Origin of the sequence: Paucilactobacillus oligofermentans DSM 15707 = LMG 22743 (assembly GCF_001434315.1) — a bacterium.
Classification (GTDB): domain Bacteria; phylum Bacillota; class Bacilli; order Lactobacillales; family Lactobacillaceae; genus Paucilactobacillus; species Paucilactobacillus oligofermentans.
This window is the reverse complement of record NZ_AZFE01000032.1, coordinates 141912-158869: the sequence shown is the minus strand read 5'-3', so window position 1 is coordinate 158869 and position 16958 is coordinate 141912. Positions and strand designations below refer to the sequence as shown.

The 16958-nt window shown below is 37.1% G+C and carries 16 protein-coding genes; 2 read left to right on the top strand and 14 right to left on the bottom strand.

The features are described 5' to 3' along the window. Positions 1 to 13: 13 nt before the first annotated feature. Together grpE and hrcA are read right to left on the bottom strand one after the other, a co-directional pair. Positions 14 to 562, bottom strand: a complete 549-nt coding sequence (gene grpE, locus FC70_RS07860; RefSeq protein WP_057890454.1) for a nucleotide exchange factor GrpE — start codon at positions 560 to 562, stop codon at positions 14 to 16. 13 nt (positions 563 to 575) lie between these two features. After that, positions 576 to 1616 (bottom strand): heat-inducible transcriptional repressor HrcA, encoded by a 1041-nt coding sequence (gene hrcA, locus FC70_RS07855; RefSeq protein WP_057890453.1) that lies wholly within the window; start codon positions 1614 to 1616, stop codon positions 576 to 578. A gap of 164 nt (positions 1617 to 1780) precedes the next feature. Between hrcA and FC70_RS07850 the strand changes: the two genes are divergently transcribed. Then, on the top strand, positions 1781 to 2158 hold the full coding sequence (locus tag FC70_RS07850; RefSeq protein ID WP_057890452.1) for a hypothetical protein: 378 nt from the start codon (positions 1781 to 1783) through the stop codon (positions 2156 to 2158). A 37-nt stretch (positions 2159 to 2195) separates the two neighbouring features. Here the strand turns inward: FC70_RS07850 and FC70_RS07845 are convergent, their stop codons facing one another. Both FC70_RS07845 and FC70_RS07840 read right to left on the bottom strand, forming a co-directional pair. After that, entirely contained in the window at positions 2196 to 2879 is a 684-nt protein-coding gene (locus FC70_RS07845; RefSeq protein ID WP_057890451.1) for a VIT1/CCC1 transporter family protein, read from the bottom strand. 15 nt (positions 2880 to 2894) lie between these two features. Beyond that, positions 2895 to 3578: a VIT1/CCC1 transporter family protein gene (locus tag FC70_RS07840; RefSeq protein ID WP_057890450.1), complete on the bottom strand. Its 684-nt coding sequence runs from the start codon at positions 3576 to 3578 to the stop codon at positions 2895 to 2897. A 149-nt stretch (positions 3579 to 3727) separates the two neighbouring features. Here FC70_RS07840 and FC70_RS07835 point away from each other — a divergent pair, with 149 nt between their 5' ends. After that, positions 3728 to 4180 (top strand): Fur family transcriptional regulator, encoded by a 453-nt coding sequence (locus FC70_RS07835; RefSeq protein WP_057890449.1) that lies wholly within the window; start codon positions 3728 to 3730, stop codon positions 4178 to 4180. A gap of 50 nt (positions 4181 to 4230) precedes the next feature. On the opposite strand, the gene ribF is transcribed toward FC70_RS07835, so the two are convergent. The 10 genes from ribF to FC70_RS07785 all read right to left on the bottom strand — a co-directional run bounded on the left by ribF (position 4231) and on the right by FC70_RS07785 (position 16946). Continuing rightward, entirely contained in the window at positions 4231 to 5172 is a 942-nt protein-coding gene (ribF, locus tag FC70_RS07830; protein WP_057890448.1) for a riboflavin biosynthesis protein RibF, read from the bottom strand. Positions 5173 to 5183: 11 nt separating this feature from the next. Continuing rightward, positions 5184 to 6089, bottom strand: coding sequence for a tRNA pseudouridine(55) synthase TruB (gene truB, locus FC70_RS07825; protein WP_057890447.1), 906 nt, complete (start codon positions 6087 to 6089; stop codon positions 5184 to 5186). Between the two features lie 125 nt (positions 6090 to 6214). After that, positions 6215 to 6571: a 30S ribosome-binding factor RbfA gene (gene rbfA, locus FC70_RS07820; RefSeq protein ID WP_057890446.1), complete on the bottom strand. Its 357-nt coding sequence runs from the start codon at positions 6569 to 6571 to the stop codon at positions 6215 to 6217. Between the two features lie 32 nt (positions 6572 to 6603). Beyond that, positions 6604 to 9345 (bottom strand): translation initiation factor IF-2, encoded by a 2742-nt coding sequence (gene infB / locus FC70_RS07815; RefSeq protein ID WP_057890445.1) that lies wholly within the window; start codon positions 9343 to 9345, stop codon positions 6604 to 6606. Between the two features lie 15 nt (positions 9346 to 9360). Continuing rightward, a complete protein-coding gene (locus FC70_RS07810) occupies positions 9361 to 9666 on the bottom strand; it encodes a L7Ae/L30e/S12e/Gadd45 family ribosomal protein (RefSeq protein ID WP_057890444.1) in 306 nt (101 codons plus the stop codon). Further along, positions 9659 to 9955: an RNase P modulator RnpM gene (gene rnpM / locus FC70_RS07805; protein WP_057890443.1), complete on the bottom strand. Its 297-nt coding sequence runs from the start codon at positions 9953 to 9955 to the stop codon at positions 9659 to 9661. Before rnpM ends, FC70_RS07810 begins: the two co-directional genes overlap by 8 nt. Before the next feature lie 28 nt (positions 9956 to 9983). Continuing rightward, the gene (gene nusA / locus FC70_RS07800) at positions 9984 to 11054 is read right to left on the bottom strand and encodes a transcription termination factor NusA (RefSeq protein WP_057890442.1); all 1071 of its coding nucleotides are present in this window, start codon (positions 11052 to 11054) and stop codon (positions 9984 to 9986) included. 18 nt (positions 11055 to 11072) lie between these two features. Next, on the bottom strand, positions 11073 to 11546 hold the full coding sequence (gene rimP, locus FC70_RS07795) for a ribosome maturation factor RimP (protein ID WP_057890441.1): 474 nt from the start codon (positions 11544 to 11546) through the stop codon (positions 11073 to 11075). Between the two features lie 120 nt (positions 11547 to 11666). Then, positions 11667 to 12602 (bottom strand): ferrochelatase, encoded by a 936-nt coding sequence (gene hemH / locus FC70_RS07790; RefSeq protein ID WP_057890440.1) that lies wholly within the window; start codon positions 12600 to 12602, stop codon positions 11667 to 11669. A 33-nt stretch (positions 12603 to 12635) separates the two neighbouring features. Continuing rightward, positions 12636 to 16946, bottom strand: coding sequence for a PolC-type DNA polymerase III (locus FC70_RS07785; RefSeq protein ID WP_057890439.1), 4311 nt, complete (start codon positions 16944 to 16946; stop codon positions 12636 to 12638). Positions 16947 to 16958 lie beyond the last annotated feature (12 nt).

The following is a 16958-nucleotide window of genomic DNA, read 5'->3' as shown; positions in this document are numbered from 1 at the left end:
TTATTTTATTATATTATTGAGCAACCATTACCATTGCAGGGCGTAAAACACGATCCTTCAATTGATAACCTGCTTGTAGTACTTGAACTACTGTATCAGATTCTTGTCCGTCTTCAGCTGGTACAGTTTGAACTGCTTGATGCAAAGTTGGATCAAACTTTTGACCCAGAGCTTCGATTTCAGTAACTGAATTGCCAGTTAAAGCTTCATCCAAATGATCATGAACCATCTGAATACCCTTCTTTAACTGTTCGCCATTCTCATCACTAACTTCAATTTCTAATGCCCGTTTTAAGTTATCCATCACTGGTAAAATTGCTTTTGCCAACGATTGACCATCATATTTCAACAAGCTAGCTTGTTCCTTTTTAAAACGATTGTTCATGTTTTGAATTTCAGCTTGTTCGCGTAAAAGTGAATCTTCTGCTTTCGCAAGCTTTTCCTTTAATTGATCGACTTCTGAAACCTCTTCGACAGCTTCTTTAGTTTCATCAACTTTGGGTGTTTCAACTTGTTCTTCTTCGACAGCTTCATCAGTTGTCTGCTTTTTATCCTTAGCCATTAAATGGAACCTCCTATTGATCGTAATAACGATGATAATAATCTAGCATCTGCTTAGCTAACTCTTGACGAAAGGCACTAACTAACCCAATCGTACGTGAATATGGCATCCGCGTTGGCCCTAGTACGGCAATAATACCTTTACCATATTGATCAACATCATATGTAGCCGTAATTAAGCTGAAATCATCTAATAACTCATTTGAGATTTCACTACCAATGCGCACATTGATGCTATCATCAAGCGGATCAAGAACTGTTGACAATCTTTCATTTTGATCAAGTAATCCATATAATGCTTGTAGCGTATTTGGATCATGATTATGAGAGAATCCCAACAGATTCATCTTACCACCAACAAAAAATCGTTCACTAGATGCATGTGATAAAATGTTATCAAAAATATCAAGCACTCCATTGGGACTATGCATGTAATCTTTAATCTTAAATGGAATATCCTGTTGCAGACGCGTTAATACTTCGGTCAACGGCAACCCAGATAATTGATCATTAATCAAGCGAATCACTGATTCAAGTTCATCAGTATTCATGTCTCTTGGAATCGTAAAGTTTTGACTTTCAACGTCACCACTATCGGTTACGATAATTGCCATTACTTGTTGATTACCTAAAGGCACTAATCTAAATCCACTTAACCGCGCCATTTTTTGCTCAGGTTTTAATGTAAACGTCGTAAACGTCGTCAAGTCCGACAAAATATCAGCCGACCTTGCAACAATTTCATCAATTTTATTAAAATCTTGGCCAAATGAATTCTGAATGATGGCAACATCACTTTCATGAACTGCTTGCTGATCCAACAAGTTATCGACATAATATCGGTAACCCACTGTTGAAGGTACTCGTCCTGAAGACGAATGTTCCTTCGCAATTAGTCCCATTTCTTCTAATGAAGCCATTTCATTTCGAATAGTGGCCGAACTAACCCTTTCAGGTAAGTTATCAGCCAATACTTTTGAACCAACCGGTTGCCCTGTTGATGTATAATGGCGTACAATTGCTTGCAGGATATCACTTTGACGTTTTGTTAACATTATTATCACTTCCTTTTTAGCACTCGACTCGTTCAAGTGCTAAACACAATGTATAATATACCAAGTCCACAATTTAAAGTCAAGAAATGTCAACAAATTATTGCCCTACTAAATAACAATTACCTCCCGTCAGATATTAATTAATAAAAATATTAGGAGTCACTATGTCAGAAAATGAAAAAAATCGCTATGTTCAACCAAACAACGTTAAAGAAGCGATGACCACTATTCAAGATTTATTTAATCAATATCGTAAAGCTGATCTAACTATGGAATTGCTTAAGTATCATCAAAATTTGGTTTTACGCCTAGAATCAGATATTCATGACGAAGCCATTCGTGAGGACAATCATTCGCAATTGATTACCCTTGAAAAGATGATTGCTGATATGCAATTCTGGACCAAACAACGGATGACTAACAAACCATTCATGTATAAAATGAAAAATTTTAAATTAGTCAATGAAAATCATCAAAAATTTAAACGAAATGTCATTAAAGGCGGAAAAGCTGGCGGTAGTCATCGTGGCTCAATCCACTAAAAAAGCTAATTCAAATCAACTGAATTAGCTTTTTCTATTAAAATAACGTTCCCACGTAAAAATGAATAAACATGGTAATAATTCCAACAATTACATTTCTGATAATTGCAATTTTGACTAATCCATCACCTAACTTAGCACTTAAAAATCCCGTCAAAGTAACTGATAAGATCACTGCTAGGATTGTCCCCGCCCATTTAATATCGGCTGGAAACAAAATAATCGCTAGTAATGGAAATAATCCACCCGAAGCAGCCGCAAACATTGAAGAAAAAGCTGCTTGCCATGGATCCATGTAATGACCATATTTCAAATCATACTTTGTTCTAAGGACTGTTTCTAATGGCTTTTGCTCCATCAACTCATCAGCAATCTCAGTCGCCGTCGTTGCCGAAACACCACGGTTCATATAATAATCTGCCACCTGCCTTGTTTCATGCTTAAAATCTGTTTCAATTAATTTTCGTTCAGATTGTTCAACTGCTTGTTCCGTATCCTTTTGAGAACTAACTGATGCATACTCACCGGAAGCCATTGATAATGCACATGCAATTAAATCTGATACCCCCGCAATAATGATGGTTCCTTGATTTGAAGTAGCTACCCCAACTGAAAAAAGAACGCCGACCACCGTTAAAATTCCATCATTAGCACCTAAAACAGCAGCACGGATCGTATTCGATTTTTCTGCTAAGGTTTGTTCTTCTTTAACCTGTTCCATTTAATTCACCCGATTTTATACAAATTGTGTTCCAACGACATATGTTACTAACATTGTTAATAATCCTGCCACGACATTTCGGATAATAGCTTTTTTAGGATTAGCATCCCCTAATCGAGCCGCTGCCCATCCCGTAAAAATTAACGCAATGACAACTGAGAACATTGTCGCTACAATTGCATTATCATTTTTTAATAACGTAATGGTTAATAACGGCAATAACGAACCTAGTGGAAATGAAATCATTGATGCTATTGCTGCCATTAGCGCACTTGTTTTTTCATTAGGGTCAAACCCATATCGTTCTCGAATTCCGACTTCTAATGGCTTATCACGCATCATTTCGTCCACCGCTTTATGTGCTAAGGATTCTGAAATTCCGGTTAAAACATACTTATTTTTAATATATTCAAATTCCTGCTCAAAATTATGATGCAAGCGACCTTTTTCTTCAATCATTGCCATTTTTTCACTATCACGTTGGGTGCTGACAGAAACCCATTCGCCCATTGCCATTGAAATGGTTCCTGCCAACATTCCAGATAAGCCCGACAATAGTACTGCAAATGTACTTCCATTAGCACCTGCAACTCCGATAACAATCCCCGCAACAGAAACAATCCCGTCATTGGCCCCCATTACGCCTGCACGAATAATATTGACTCGTGCGGCTAAACTAATCTTATTTCTCTTTTTCATTTCCCTACCTCTAGTTTATAATGATTCTAATCTAGATCAATTATAGTTGTCTTATTTATTAAAGTAAAGATTTTAGTTATCAATCTAGAAAGATTCAAAAAATAGTGCTTTAATAGATACAGATATTAATTTTGAGGGGAGCTACTAAATTGGCTGAAAAAAATGTAATTGAACAGACTCGCGAAGTATTGAAAAATAACCATCTTCGAATTACTGCTCAGCGCCATATTATCTTGGCCTATTTAGCTAGCCACATTACTCATCCAACTGTAGAAATGATTAAATCAGATTTAAATCGAAAACTTCCTAATTTAGGGTCTGCAACAATTTACAATACCCTGAATACTTTCGTTGATCATGGAATTGTTATTGAAATTCAAAATGGTGATGGTAGTACTCACTATGATTATTTTGAACATCACCACTACCATGCAATTTGTGATAATTGCGGTAAGATTACTGATATTGCCTTTACCGACTTCGTCAATATTGAAAATAAACTGCAACAACAAGCCGAAACACTATCTGGCTACAAAATTTCAAGTAATTCAATTTCAGTTCACGGTCTTTGTCCTGAATGCCAAGCTAAATTATCCAAATAAATTATTCAAAAAAAGCACGATAACCATCAAAGGTTATCGTGCTTTTATTATTATTTTTGATTTTTAAAAATAGTTCGACTGTCAATTTCATCTTGCTTTAATTGCAAAACTAAATTTTCAACTGTTGTATATTTAACTTCATCTCGTAACCATGATATCCAGCGAACAACAACATTTTCACCATAAATTGCTTGATTAAAATCAAATAAGTTAATTTCTAAAGTTTTAGGACGAGCATCTCCAAACGTTACATTATGTCCAATTGATGCCATTCCATTATACCAATGATCACCAATCTTTAATTGAACGGTATAAACGCCAATGTGTGGTATCTGCTCATTAATTGGCCAATCAATATTAGCTGTTGGAAAACCTAACGTCCTTCCTCTCGCCTCACCATGAACTACTAACCCAGTCGTTTGATATTGATACCCAAATAACTTATTAGCAGCAATTATTTGACCATCATCTAAAGTCTCACGAATTCTAGTTGAACTAATTTTTATATTTTCATCATTAGCACTATCTACCACTATAACTTCAAACCGACCCTGAGCATATCCGATTAATTTATCCATCGTCGCCGTTTCTTTGGGGCCATAAGTATGATCAAACCCTGCAACTGCAGCAGCCACATGAAATCTAACTAAGTAATCATCTACAAATTGTTGTGGTGCTAACTCGGATAACGCAGAAGTAAAACTAACTACATAAGTTAAATCTACGCCCTGCTGTTCAAGTAGTTCCAATTTTCTTGGTAATGTTGATAAATAAGTTTGCTGTTGGTTAGTTGTCGTATAGACAATTGATGGGTGGTGATCATAAGTCAGTACAGCTAGCGGTAATTTTAATTCATTCGCTCGCTGCCGTGCTTTCGCAATAACTGCTTGATGGCCTCGGTGAACCCCATCAAAAAATCCCATCGCAAGTACCACTTTTCCTGCAGGAATTTTGTTTTGTTCAAAAGGTTGATGTAAGTTAATTACTTTCAAAATTTCACTTCCTATTTGACTGAAAACATCTTCAGTGGTTTATAGCAGTTCTCTGCGTCATGTCGTAAATATAACGCTTTAATTTCATTGTGATAACGCATCGCAACGGTTTCTGCTTCACTATCAATCTCAGATAGACGCATCCACATACCGTTTTGAACGCCTTTCCATTGTATATCCGTTAAATTAATTTTTGGATATTGAGTTAAGACAATATCAATCGGATTTAATAGTTCGTCAATGGTTTCATTATCCATGGCAGCTTGAACTTCAGCTAATTTTACCGCTTGATTAATTGTAAAGCCACCACTCTTAACACGCGTTAAATCACTCATCACGCCAGGATAACCTAAGCGTGCTGCCAAATCAACTGCTAAGGTTCGAATATATGTTCCTTTGCTACATTCAGCTTCAAATCTAACTCGTTGTTGCTGGCTGTCAGCATCATAAGTCGATGATACCAAATCAAAACGAGAAATATTAATATGCCGCTCTGGTCGTTCAACCGTTTCACCCGCACGCGCATACTCATACAATTTTCGCCCATTAACTTTAATTGCCGAATACATTGGTGGAATTTGAATAATATCACCAGTTAATTGTTTCATTTGTTCGATAATTTGTTCATCAGTAAATGCCTGAGTTAAAGACTTAGTTTCAATAATTTCTCCATCTAAGTCTTGCGTATCAGTAGCATAACCAATTAATAACTCACCTTTGTACATCTTGCCAGATTCCATCAATAGCTCAACTACTTTAGTTGCACTACCAATTGCAATTGGTAAAACGCCATCAACATTGGGATCCAGGGTTCCTGAATGACCAACTTTTTTTGTATGCAAAATTTTACGTAACTTACTAACACAATCGTGACTAGTCATACCGCGTTCTTTAAATAAGGGAATAATTCCATTCATGATAATTCCTCCAACAGTCATTAAGTATACAGGAAATGACCATAAAAGTCGTAATAGTTTTATTTAAAATAAAGATAAAAAAATACTTAATAACTATGATTAATAGTCATTAAGTATTATTTCAATTATTCTCTTTTGTGCATATCATTCAAAAGTTGATCGATTCGAGAACCGTATGCAACTGAACGATCTTGTTCAAAAATCAATTCAGGAGTTTTATAAATTGTTAAGCGTGAACCTAACTCGCTCCGAATTAATCCTGAAGATTTTTCTAAGCCAGTTTGTGCCTTTGAAGCATCAGATGCTTTATCAGACAAAATACTGTAATAGATGGTTGCTTGTTGGAGGTCTCCAGTTACTTCGACACCAGTAACTGTGATTCCTTCAACGCGAGGGTCACGAACACGTTTTAATAAAATGTCGTTAACCTCTTTTTGAATTTCTTGACTCAAACGACCAACGCGATAACGTTTATCTGCCATCTCAAGAACCTCCTTTGATTAATGGATAACTATTATTCTACTGGGACTTCTTTCATAACATAAGCTTCAATCACATCGTCTACCTTGATATCATTGTAGTTTTCAACTGTTAATCCAAGATCAAATCCAGCCTTAACTTCCTTAACGTCATCCTTGAAGCGCTTCAAACTACCAAGCTTACCTTCATAAATTACAACGCCATCACGAATCAAGCGGATTCCAGCATCACGGGTAATCCGGCCAGTAGTGACCATTCCACCTGCAATTGTACCAATTTTAGAAACTTTATAAAGTTCCTTAATTTCAACTTCACCAGTTACTTCTTCGACATAGACTGGTTCAAGCATACCCTTCATAGCTGACTCAACTTCATCAATTGCGTTATAGATAACACGATGAAGACGAACATCAACTTCGCCAGATTCTACTTGTACCTTAGCTTGTGGAGTTGGACGTACATTAAAGCCAATGATAATCGCATTTGAAGCTTCAGCTAATGTAACATCACTTTCATTAATAGCACCAACGGCAGTATGAATAATATCTACCTTAACACCATCAACTTTAATCTTCTTCAAGCTTTGTGCAAGAGCTTCAACGGAACCTTGAACATCAGCCTTAATAATTACAGGTACTGACTTCAATTCGCCTTCTTTAAGGGAATCAAACAAGTTGTCCAAAGTAACATGGGTTGTATTAGCACGTTCTTTAAGTAAAGCACGCTTAGCACGTTCTTCACCTGCAGTACGAGCAGTTTTTTCATCTTCAAAGACGACAAAACGATCACCAGCATCTGGCACACCGCTCAATCCAGTAATTTCAACTGGAGTTGATGGTGTTGCAATCTTAATTCGACGACCATTTTCGTTAGTCATGGTACGAACTCGTCCGTAGGTGTTACCAACTACGACTGGATCCCCAACATGCATCGTTCCTTGTTGAATTAGTAAAGTAGCAACTGTTCCTTTACCCTTATCTAATCGAGCTTCAACAACTGAACCGGCAGCACGTTGATTAGGATTAGCCTTTAACTCAAGCACTTCTGCTTGAAGTAAAATCATGTCTAATAATTCATCAAGATTTTCACCCATTTTAGCTGAAATCTTAACAAAGATTGTATCTCCACCCCATGATTCAGGAACCAAATCATAAGCAGCTAATTGTTCAGTTACATGATCAGGATTAGCATCTGGTTTATCAATTTTATTAACTGCAACAATAATTGGTGTTCCAGCAGCTTTAGCATGGTTAATTGCTTCGATAGTTTGTGGCATTACACCATCATCAGCAGCAACAACTAGCACAGTGATATCAGTAACGTTGGCACCACGAGCACGCATTTCAGTAAAAGCAGCATGTCCTGGAGTATCCAAGAATGTAATCATCTTATCGTTGTAATTTACTTGATAAGCACCAATTGCTTGTGTGATTCCACCAGCTTCACCATCTGTAACATGAGTATGACGAAGTTTATCTAGTAAGGTTGTCTTACCATGATCGACATGTCCCATAACTGTAACTACAGGTGGACGTGGTGTAGCATCAACAAGGTTTTCTTGTTCTTCATCAAAGAACTTATCAATATCAGCTACATCGACTTCTGCTTTTTGTTCAGCTTCAATCCCATAATCGGCAGCCAAAATTTCAATTGTATCTGAATCCAATGATTGATTTTGGTTAACCATCACACCAAGCATGAACAATTTCTTGATCAATTCAGCTGGTTCGCGATGTAAAACCTTTCCCAAATCTTGTGCATTCATTCCAACAGAATAAACTAAAGTTTCTGGCAATGGACGTTCTTTACGAGTAGGAGCAGGCGTTTGAACAGCCGTTTCCTTAATCCGTCCATTAGTTTTGATTTTCTTCTTCTTAGTATAACGGTTTTGGTTGTTACCACGGTAACCACCTTTACCACGACGGCTACTATTACCGCCACCACCATTACCACCGGAATTTAAACTACCGCCAAAACGACCGCCACCATTACTAGAACCCTGTGGACGCGAACTACTAGTTGATGGACGGCTTTGTCCACCTGATTGTGGACGTGAACTGTTATTTGATGGACGGCTTTGTCCACCTGATTGTGGACGTGAGCTGTTGTTTGATGGACGGCTTTGTCCACCTGATTGTGGACGTGAACCGTTGTTTGATGGACGGCTTTGTCCACCTGATTGTGGACGTGAACCGTTGTTTGATGGACGGCTTTGTCCACCTGATTGTGGACGTGAACCATTGTTTGATGGACGACTTTGTCCGTTTGTTTGTGGACGTGAACCGTTGTTTGATGGACGACTTTGTCCGTTTGTTTGTGGACGTGAACCGTTATTTGATGGACGACTTTGTCCATTTGATTGTGGATGTGAACTGTTACTTGATGGACGACTTTGTCCGTTTGATTGTGGACGTGAGCTGTTGTTTGATGGACGGTTTTGTCCGTTTGATTGTGGACGTGAGCTGTTGCTTGATGGACGGCTTTGTCCGTTTGATTGTGGACGTGAGCTGTTATTAGATGAGTGGCTCACATTATTTGTTGATGAAGCTGGCTTAACAGCTGTACTACTTGATGTTGGCTTAACAGGTGCACTCGTTTTCTTAGCAGGAGCACTTGCTCCCCCTTTGATTGATTGCTTAATTGTAGCAGCATCTTTATCTTCAATTGAAGACATGTGATTCTTTACAGAGATACCCTTTTTAGTTGCAGCATCAATGACCACTTTACTTTCAACATTTAATTCTTTTGCTAGTTCATAAATTCGTTCTTTAGCCATGTGTTCACTCTCCTTTTACATAGTTAGCAACTCCTTGAACTTTTTAGCAAATCCATTTTGGGTTACCCCATAGACTGTCCTAAGTTGACCGGTTGCTTGATTCAGTTGTTCTTTTGTAAATGATAAATCATAACTTATTTTATAAAAATTACACTTATCTTGAAATTTTTTACTTGTTGAAGCCCCAGCATCTTTTGCAATAAATACAAACGCTACTTTTCGACTCTTAACGGCTCTAAGAACTATATCTTCACTAGAGATTAATTCTCCAGCACGTCTTGTTAACCCAAGTAAATTCAAGGCTTTTTGCTCATTATTCATTTTTAAATAACTCGCGACGAGCTTGTTGATGATCAACATACTCGATTAATTCTTCATAGAAAGAATCGTCAATTTTTGTTTCAAACACTTTATCAAAAGTTCGATTTTTAAATGCTTTTTTAACAATATCAACGTTAATCATAACATACGCACCTCGACCTGGCTTTTTACCAGTCGGATCAAGAGAAACTTCATTCTCCTTGTTACGTACAACACGAATTAACTCTTTCTTTTCCATCATTTCGCCAGTCACGATATCTTTACGCATTGGTATTTTTCGCTGTTTCAACGTAACTCACCTCTTTGTCATATAACTGTTAAGCTTCAGTGTTTTCTTCTGCTGGTGCGGAATCAGACATTTCTGATTCTGGTTTGATATCAATCTTATAATTAGTTAAACGAGCTGCTAAACGAGCATTTTGGCCACGCTTACCAATTGCTAATGATAATTGATAATCCGGAACAATAACCGTACATGCACGTTCATTTTCTGGATCAAAAATTACATCTAAAACTTCAGCTGGATTCAAAGCATTCGCAATGTAACGAGCTGGATCATCAATCCATTCAACAATATCCATGTTCTCGCCACCAAGTTCGTTGACAATTACTTGAACCCGTTGACCCTTAGGACCAACTGCCGTCCCAACTGGATCGACATTTTCATCGTTTGAACGAACTGCAACCTTCGCACGATCACCTGCTTCACGAGCAATTGACATAATCTCAACTACTCCATCATAAATTTCAGGCACTTCTTTTTCAAATAATCGTTTCAAAAGTTCAGGTGCAGTCCGACTAACGAACACTTGAGGTCCCTTAGTGCTATTTTCAACTTTTGATACAAAGACTTGAATTCGATCATGCATTTTATAATTTTCGTTAGGCATTTGTTCTGAAACTGGCATTACTGCTTCAACGTTTCCTAAACTAACGTAGATAAAACGACTATCTTGGCGTTCAACTTCACCTGTAACAATTTCGTTTTCGTATTCACTATATTTTTCAAAAACGACATTACGTTCGGCTTCGTGAACTCGTTGCATGATGACTTGTTTAGCTGTTTGAGCTGCAATTCGGCCAAAGTTTTGTGGTGTAACTTCATAGCGAATTTCATCGCCTAATTCATAACCACGACTAACTTTTAACGCACCTTCAAGGCTAACTTGTTGTTGTTCATCTTCTACTTCTTCAACAACCGTTTTAACTGCGTATACCTTGATATTACCCTTAACTGCATCAAAATCAACTTCAACGTTTTGTGCTTGATCATAATTACGTTTAAAAGCAGAAACTAAAGCGGCTTCTAAAGCTTCAATTACAATTTCTTTTTTAATTCCTTTTTCTTTTTCAAGAGCATCTAAAGCTCCAACTAATTCCTTATTCATGTTTACAACTCCTTTGATTTAAAACTTAATTGCTAATCTGGCTTTGGCAATTTTAGAACGATCAATTGTAATTTTCTTATGACGAGTCTTATCTAGATAATCTAGTGTTAATTCATCATCAGATAATTCAATGAGGGTTCCTTCATAAATCTTGCTACCATTGATAGCTTGATATAGTGACACATTAATATATTCATTAACGGCACTTTCGTAATCCTTAGGCTTTTTCAATTGACGCTCAGCGCCTGGTGATGAAACCTCTAAGAAGTATGCTTGGGGAATTGGATCTGGTTCAATTCCATCAAGTTTTTCGCTAAGATAATCACTTACTATGGCACATTCTTCAATTGTAATCCCACCAGGCTTATCAATGTAAACTCTTAAGAACCAGCTTTGACCTTCTTTAACAAACTCCAAATCATATAATTCAAAATTTTGTTCGCTAATGATTGGCATTACTAGCTCCGTAACTGTTTCCACAACACCACTCACCTGAGCACCTCCAGTATTTTTGCAATAAAAAGAGCGAGCATTTCTGCTCACTCGTTAACGAGTTTTAATTTACTTACCTACTATAACATATACACATTAATGATACAAATTTTACACTAACTACTCAACTAGTGATGCTAACAAGTTTGTAAACTTCTCATTGCCATTAAATGGATGAATATAAGTAAATTTTTTTCCACCACTTTCCATGAAATATTCACGATTTTCATGATCAATTTCTTGGATGGTTTCAAGACAATCTGCAACGAACCCAGGTGTTATCACAATAATATTAGTTACATTTTGGCCTGGTAAATCTCTCATTGTTTGAGCTGTCGCCGGTAATAACCACTGACTTGGACCAAATTTAGATTGGTATGACTGTGTATATGGTACATCCCCAATCAAATCCATCACTCGTTTTGTGGTGGTTGTACATTGCTTGGGATATGGATCGCCATGATCAGCATATTTTTGTGGAATACCATGATATGAAAATACTAAATGGGCATCTGGCTGATTAATTAACTCTTGCTTAATCTGATCAACTAAGATCTGAATATATTTTTCATCTTCATAAAACGAATCAACTAGGTGCAATTTAGGTTGTGTCATAGAATGCATATAATGTGACGCAACTTGATCAAATACTGATCCAATCGTTGTCGTTGAATATTGTGGATATAACGGAATCACAGTTAATTCAGTTACTCCTGCAGCTGCCATTGATTCTAAAGCAGTATCAACCGTTGGATCACTATAACACATTGCGTATTGAACGATTTGTTCAGGCAATAGTACTTGTAATTGTTTTGCTTGTTGTTGCGCAAACAACAATAATGGTGACCCTTCGCTTGTCCAAATTTTACGATAAAGTGCCGCTGATTTAGCCGGCCTAACTGGTAAGATCATGCCATATAAAATTGGTAACCATAATGCGCGTGGCATATCAATTACACGCTTATCAGCTAAAAATTTACGCAAATAGGTTCTTACTGCTGCAGTTGTTGGTGCTTCAGGTGTTCCTAAATTAACCAACAGTACTCCTTTTTTCATTTCCCCGCCTACCTTAAAATTTATCGTCATTAATTAAAATAAAGATAATTGATTTTCGTCTGGTAATGCATCAAGTACCCGATTAACCGTCATAAAATCGATTAATGTTTTTGAAACCTTGCCACGTTTAGCTAAGTCTTCTTTTGACAAGAATTCTTTTTCTTCACGTGCAGCTACTATTTGTTTAGCTACATTTAAACCTAATCCGGGAATTGAACTAAACGGCGCAATTAACGTTGTTCCTTCAATTAACCATTCTGATGCATCTGAACGATCGATATCAACCATCTTGAAACTATACCCACGTTCCAACATTTCATTAGCTAATTCCAATACCGTCACTAAATTCTTTTCTTTAGTTGATGCATCATTACCCTTTTTATTAATTTCTTCCATCGCACTTTTAACAGCTTCTTTACCATGCGCCATTGAAACGATGTCAAAATCATCTGCTCGAACGGAGAAATATGCACAATAATAAACCAATGGGAAGTAAACTTTGAAATATGCAATCCGCAAAGCTAGTAAAATATAAGCTGCCGCATGCGCCCGTGGGAACATATACTTAATCTTCAAACAAGAATCAATATACCAATCAGGAACTTCTGACTCTTTCATCGCAGATTGCCATTCATCTGGAATCCCTTTTCCCTTACGAACATGTTCCATAATTTGAAAGGCCATTTCAGAATCCATTCCGTAATGAATTAAATCGGTCATAATATTATCACGACAACCAATTACGTTAGCAATTGTCGCAATTCCTTTTTTGATTAATTCCTCGGCATTACCCAACCAGACATCAGTCCCATGTGATAATCCTGAAATTTGTAGGAGCTCCGAGAAATTACTAGGATGCGTTTCTTCCAGCATTCCTCGTACAAAACGCGTTCCAAATTCAGGTACGCCCAAGGTTCCGGTCTTTGAAAAAATTTGTTCTTCGGTTACCCCTAATACATCGGGATTTGAGAATAAACTCATTACTCCAGGATCATCAGTCGGAATGGTTTTAGGATCAATTCCAGATAAATCTTGTAACATCCGAATCATCGTGGGATCATCATGCCCCAAAATATCCATCTTTAAAATATTGTCATGAATCGAATGGAAATCAAAATGAGTTGTCTTCCATGCAGCACTCGTATCTTCAGCTGGATACTGCACCGGAGTAAAATCATAAATTTCCATATAATCCGGCACAATTAAAATTCCGGCTGGATGTTGTCCAGTTGTCCGTTTAACTCCGGTTGCCCCTTTAGATAATCGATCAATTTCGGCACCCCGAATTTGTTGTTCCGTATCACGCTCGTAAGCTTTTACATATCCATAAGCAGTTTTATCGGCGACCGTACCAATGGTTCCAGCACGATAAACATTTTTTTCACCAAACAAAACCTTTGTATAATTATGCGCGATTGCTTGATAATCACCGGAAAAGTTCAAATCAATATCGGGAACTTTATTCCCTGTGAAGCCAAGGAATGTCTCAAACGGAATATCATGCCCGTCTTTAATCAATAATGCACCACAGTCAGGACAAGTCTTATCTGGTAAATCAAATCCTGAGCTATACTCACCTTTTGTGTAGAACAGACTATATTGACATTCTGGACAACGATAATGTGGTGGTAACGGATTAACTTCTGTGATCCCAGTTAAAGTCGCCACAATACTTGATCCAACCGATCCACGCGATCCAACTAAATAACCGTCTTTATTAGACTTAGCCACTAATCGTTGCGCAATTAAATAGATCACTGAGAATCCATTACCAATAATACTTTCCAATTCTCGATCAATCCGTTTTTGAACTAATTCAGGTAATGGATTACCATACCATGCAGCAGCTGTATCCATTGTTCTTGATCGGATTTCATCTTCTGCGCCAGGCATTTTAGGCGTATATAATTTATCCTGCAATGGCGTGATATCATCAATCATATCTGCAATCAAATTAGTATTTTCAACAACAATTTCATGTGCTCGTTCTGCACCCATAAATGAAAATGCATCTAACATTTCTTGAGTCGTTCTAAAGTGTGCTTCTGGTAGTTGATAGCGATTAATCGGATTGGCTCCACCTTGCGAATGAATCAAAATTTTACGATAAATTGAATCTTCTTTATTAAGATAATGAGCATCCCCAGTAGCAACCACTGGCTTACCTAATTCTTTACCAATTTCTACCATATTAATTAAAATTTCTTCGAGATTGGAATCATCTTTAATTAATTCACCTTCAATTAATGGTGCATACATTGCTTTGGGTTGAACTTCAATAAAATCATAATACTTAGCTTTTTCGAGTGCTTCTTCACGGCCTTTTTGCATAATTGATGTAAATACTTCGCCAGAAGAACAAGCCGTTCCTAAAATTAAGCCTTCTCGATATTTATCCAATTCACTTCTTGGAATCCGTGGTACTCGATGGAAATATTTAATATTCGATAATGAAATTAACTTAAAGAGATTTTTCAAGCCTGCTTGCGTCTGAGCAAAAATAGTAACATGGAATGGACGCGCATGCTTATAAGCATCATTTTCACTCATATGATCATTTAACTGATCATGAAATTCAATCTCATATCGTTCTTCAGCGTCTTTCAAGAAAATATGTAATAAATTCCCGGTTGTTTGTGAATCAAAAATAGCGCGATGATGATGTTCTAACACTACACCAAATTTTTTAGCTAACGTATTTAACCGATACCCTTTTAATTCTGGATGTAAAAAGCGCGCTAAAGTTAACGTATCAATCACTGGATTTTGAATTGGCTCTTTGCCTTGACGAGCATAGCCAGTATTCATAAATCCCATATCAAACGTAACATTATGGCCTGCTAAAATTGCATCGCCACAAAAATCACGGAACATCTGGAAGACTTCTTCTTCAGATTTTGAACCCCGAACGTCATCATCAGTAATACTGGTTAAATTAGTCGTCGTTTCTGATAAATGAAAACCAGGATCAATAAAATGCTCAAACTCTTCTAGCACTCCACCATTTTTCATTCTCACGGCAGATAATTCAATTACTTTGTCATAAATTGCTGATAGTCCAGTTGTTTCCACATCAAAAATAACATATTCAGTGTCTTTCAACGGAACATGTTTAGAATTGTAACCAATTGGAACCCCATCATCAACCACGTTAGCTTCAACGCCATATAACATTTTAATATTATTTTTTTTCGCAGCAGCAAACGCTTCAGGAAATCCTTGTAAGCCAGCATGATCCGTAATCGCAATTGCTTTATGGCCCCACTTAGCAGCTTGACCTACAAAATCTTTAATTGAATTGGTCGCATCCATTTGACTCATTGTTGTATGCAAATGGAGTTCAACTCGTTTTTCACCTTCAGCAGTGTCCTGCCGCTTTGGATGTGACACAGTATTTAAATCATACGCATTAATCGTTAAATCACGCATAAAGGTATCTTCTTGAACTGGACCACGAACTTTAATCCAATCACCTTCATTGATTGCTTCAAATTGAGCTTCATCATCAGCATTACGTGAGAATTTTTTAATTGTAATTGAGGAAGTGTAATCAGTAATTTCAATAATCATTAATTGCCGTTGCGACTTCAGTGTCCGGACTTCCTTACTGAAAATATAACCTTCGACAACAACTGAACGTTCCTCTTCAGTAATATCAATCATTCGCCGAACTTCTTCTTTATCACTAATATTCTTCCCCAGTTTAGCTGGGCCTTCAACTGGTGAAGCCGTGTCTGAACTTCGACTTGCCATTGCTTGCGTCTGGGCAGCTGCCTTCGCCGCTAACTCAACATTTCGTTTATCTTGCGCTTCTTTTAAAGCTTGAACTTGGGCAGCTGATGCACTTTCATCAACCATCGTATGAATTCTAAATTTTGGAAAACCAAATTGGACATAAGTTTCCTCAATTTGACCAATTGCCTCGCTCATCAAAAAGTCCCGGATAATTTCATTCTCTGTCACTAATGTAACTCGGTCATCATTAACGTTAGGAACGCCACGATCAGCTACCTGACCCAATAATGGTGATTCAACCCCACTATTAGAAACCATAAAATTCCAATAATCAGCAATATCACGCTGAACTAAACTTTCTTCGTTCGTAACAATTTTAAATGATACTTTAGCAATTGAATTAAAACCAACGGTTAACGCATTATTAAATGTTTGAAATAAATCAAACGGTAACACCTTTGGAAAGAAAAAAGTAAATTCCCAATTTTTTGAAATTTGATGAACTACCACTCGCTGAATTTCGGCGTCACTAAAAGCTTCATTTTGACTATCTTCAAAATGAATTTGCTCAAGTAATTTAGTAAATAACTGATGCTGAGATAACCCCACTTGAACTGCCTC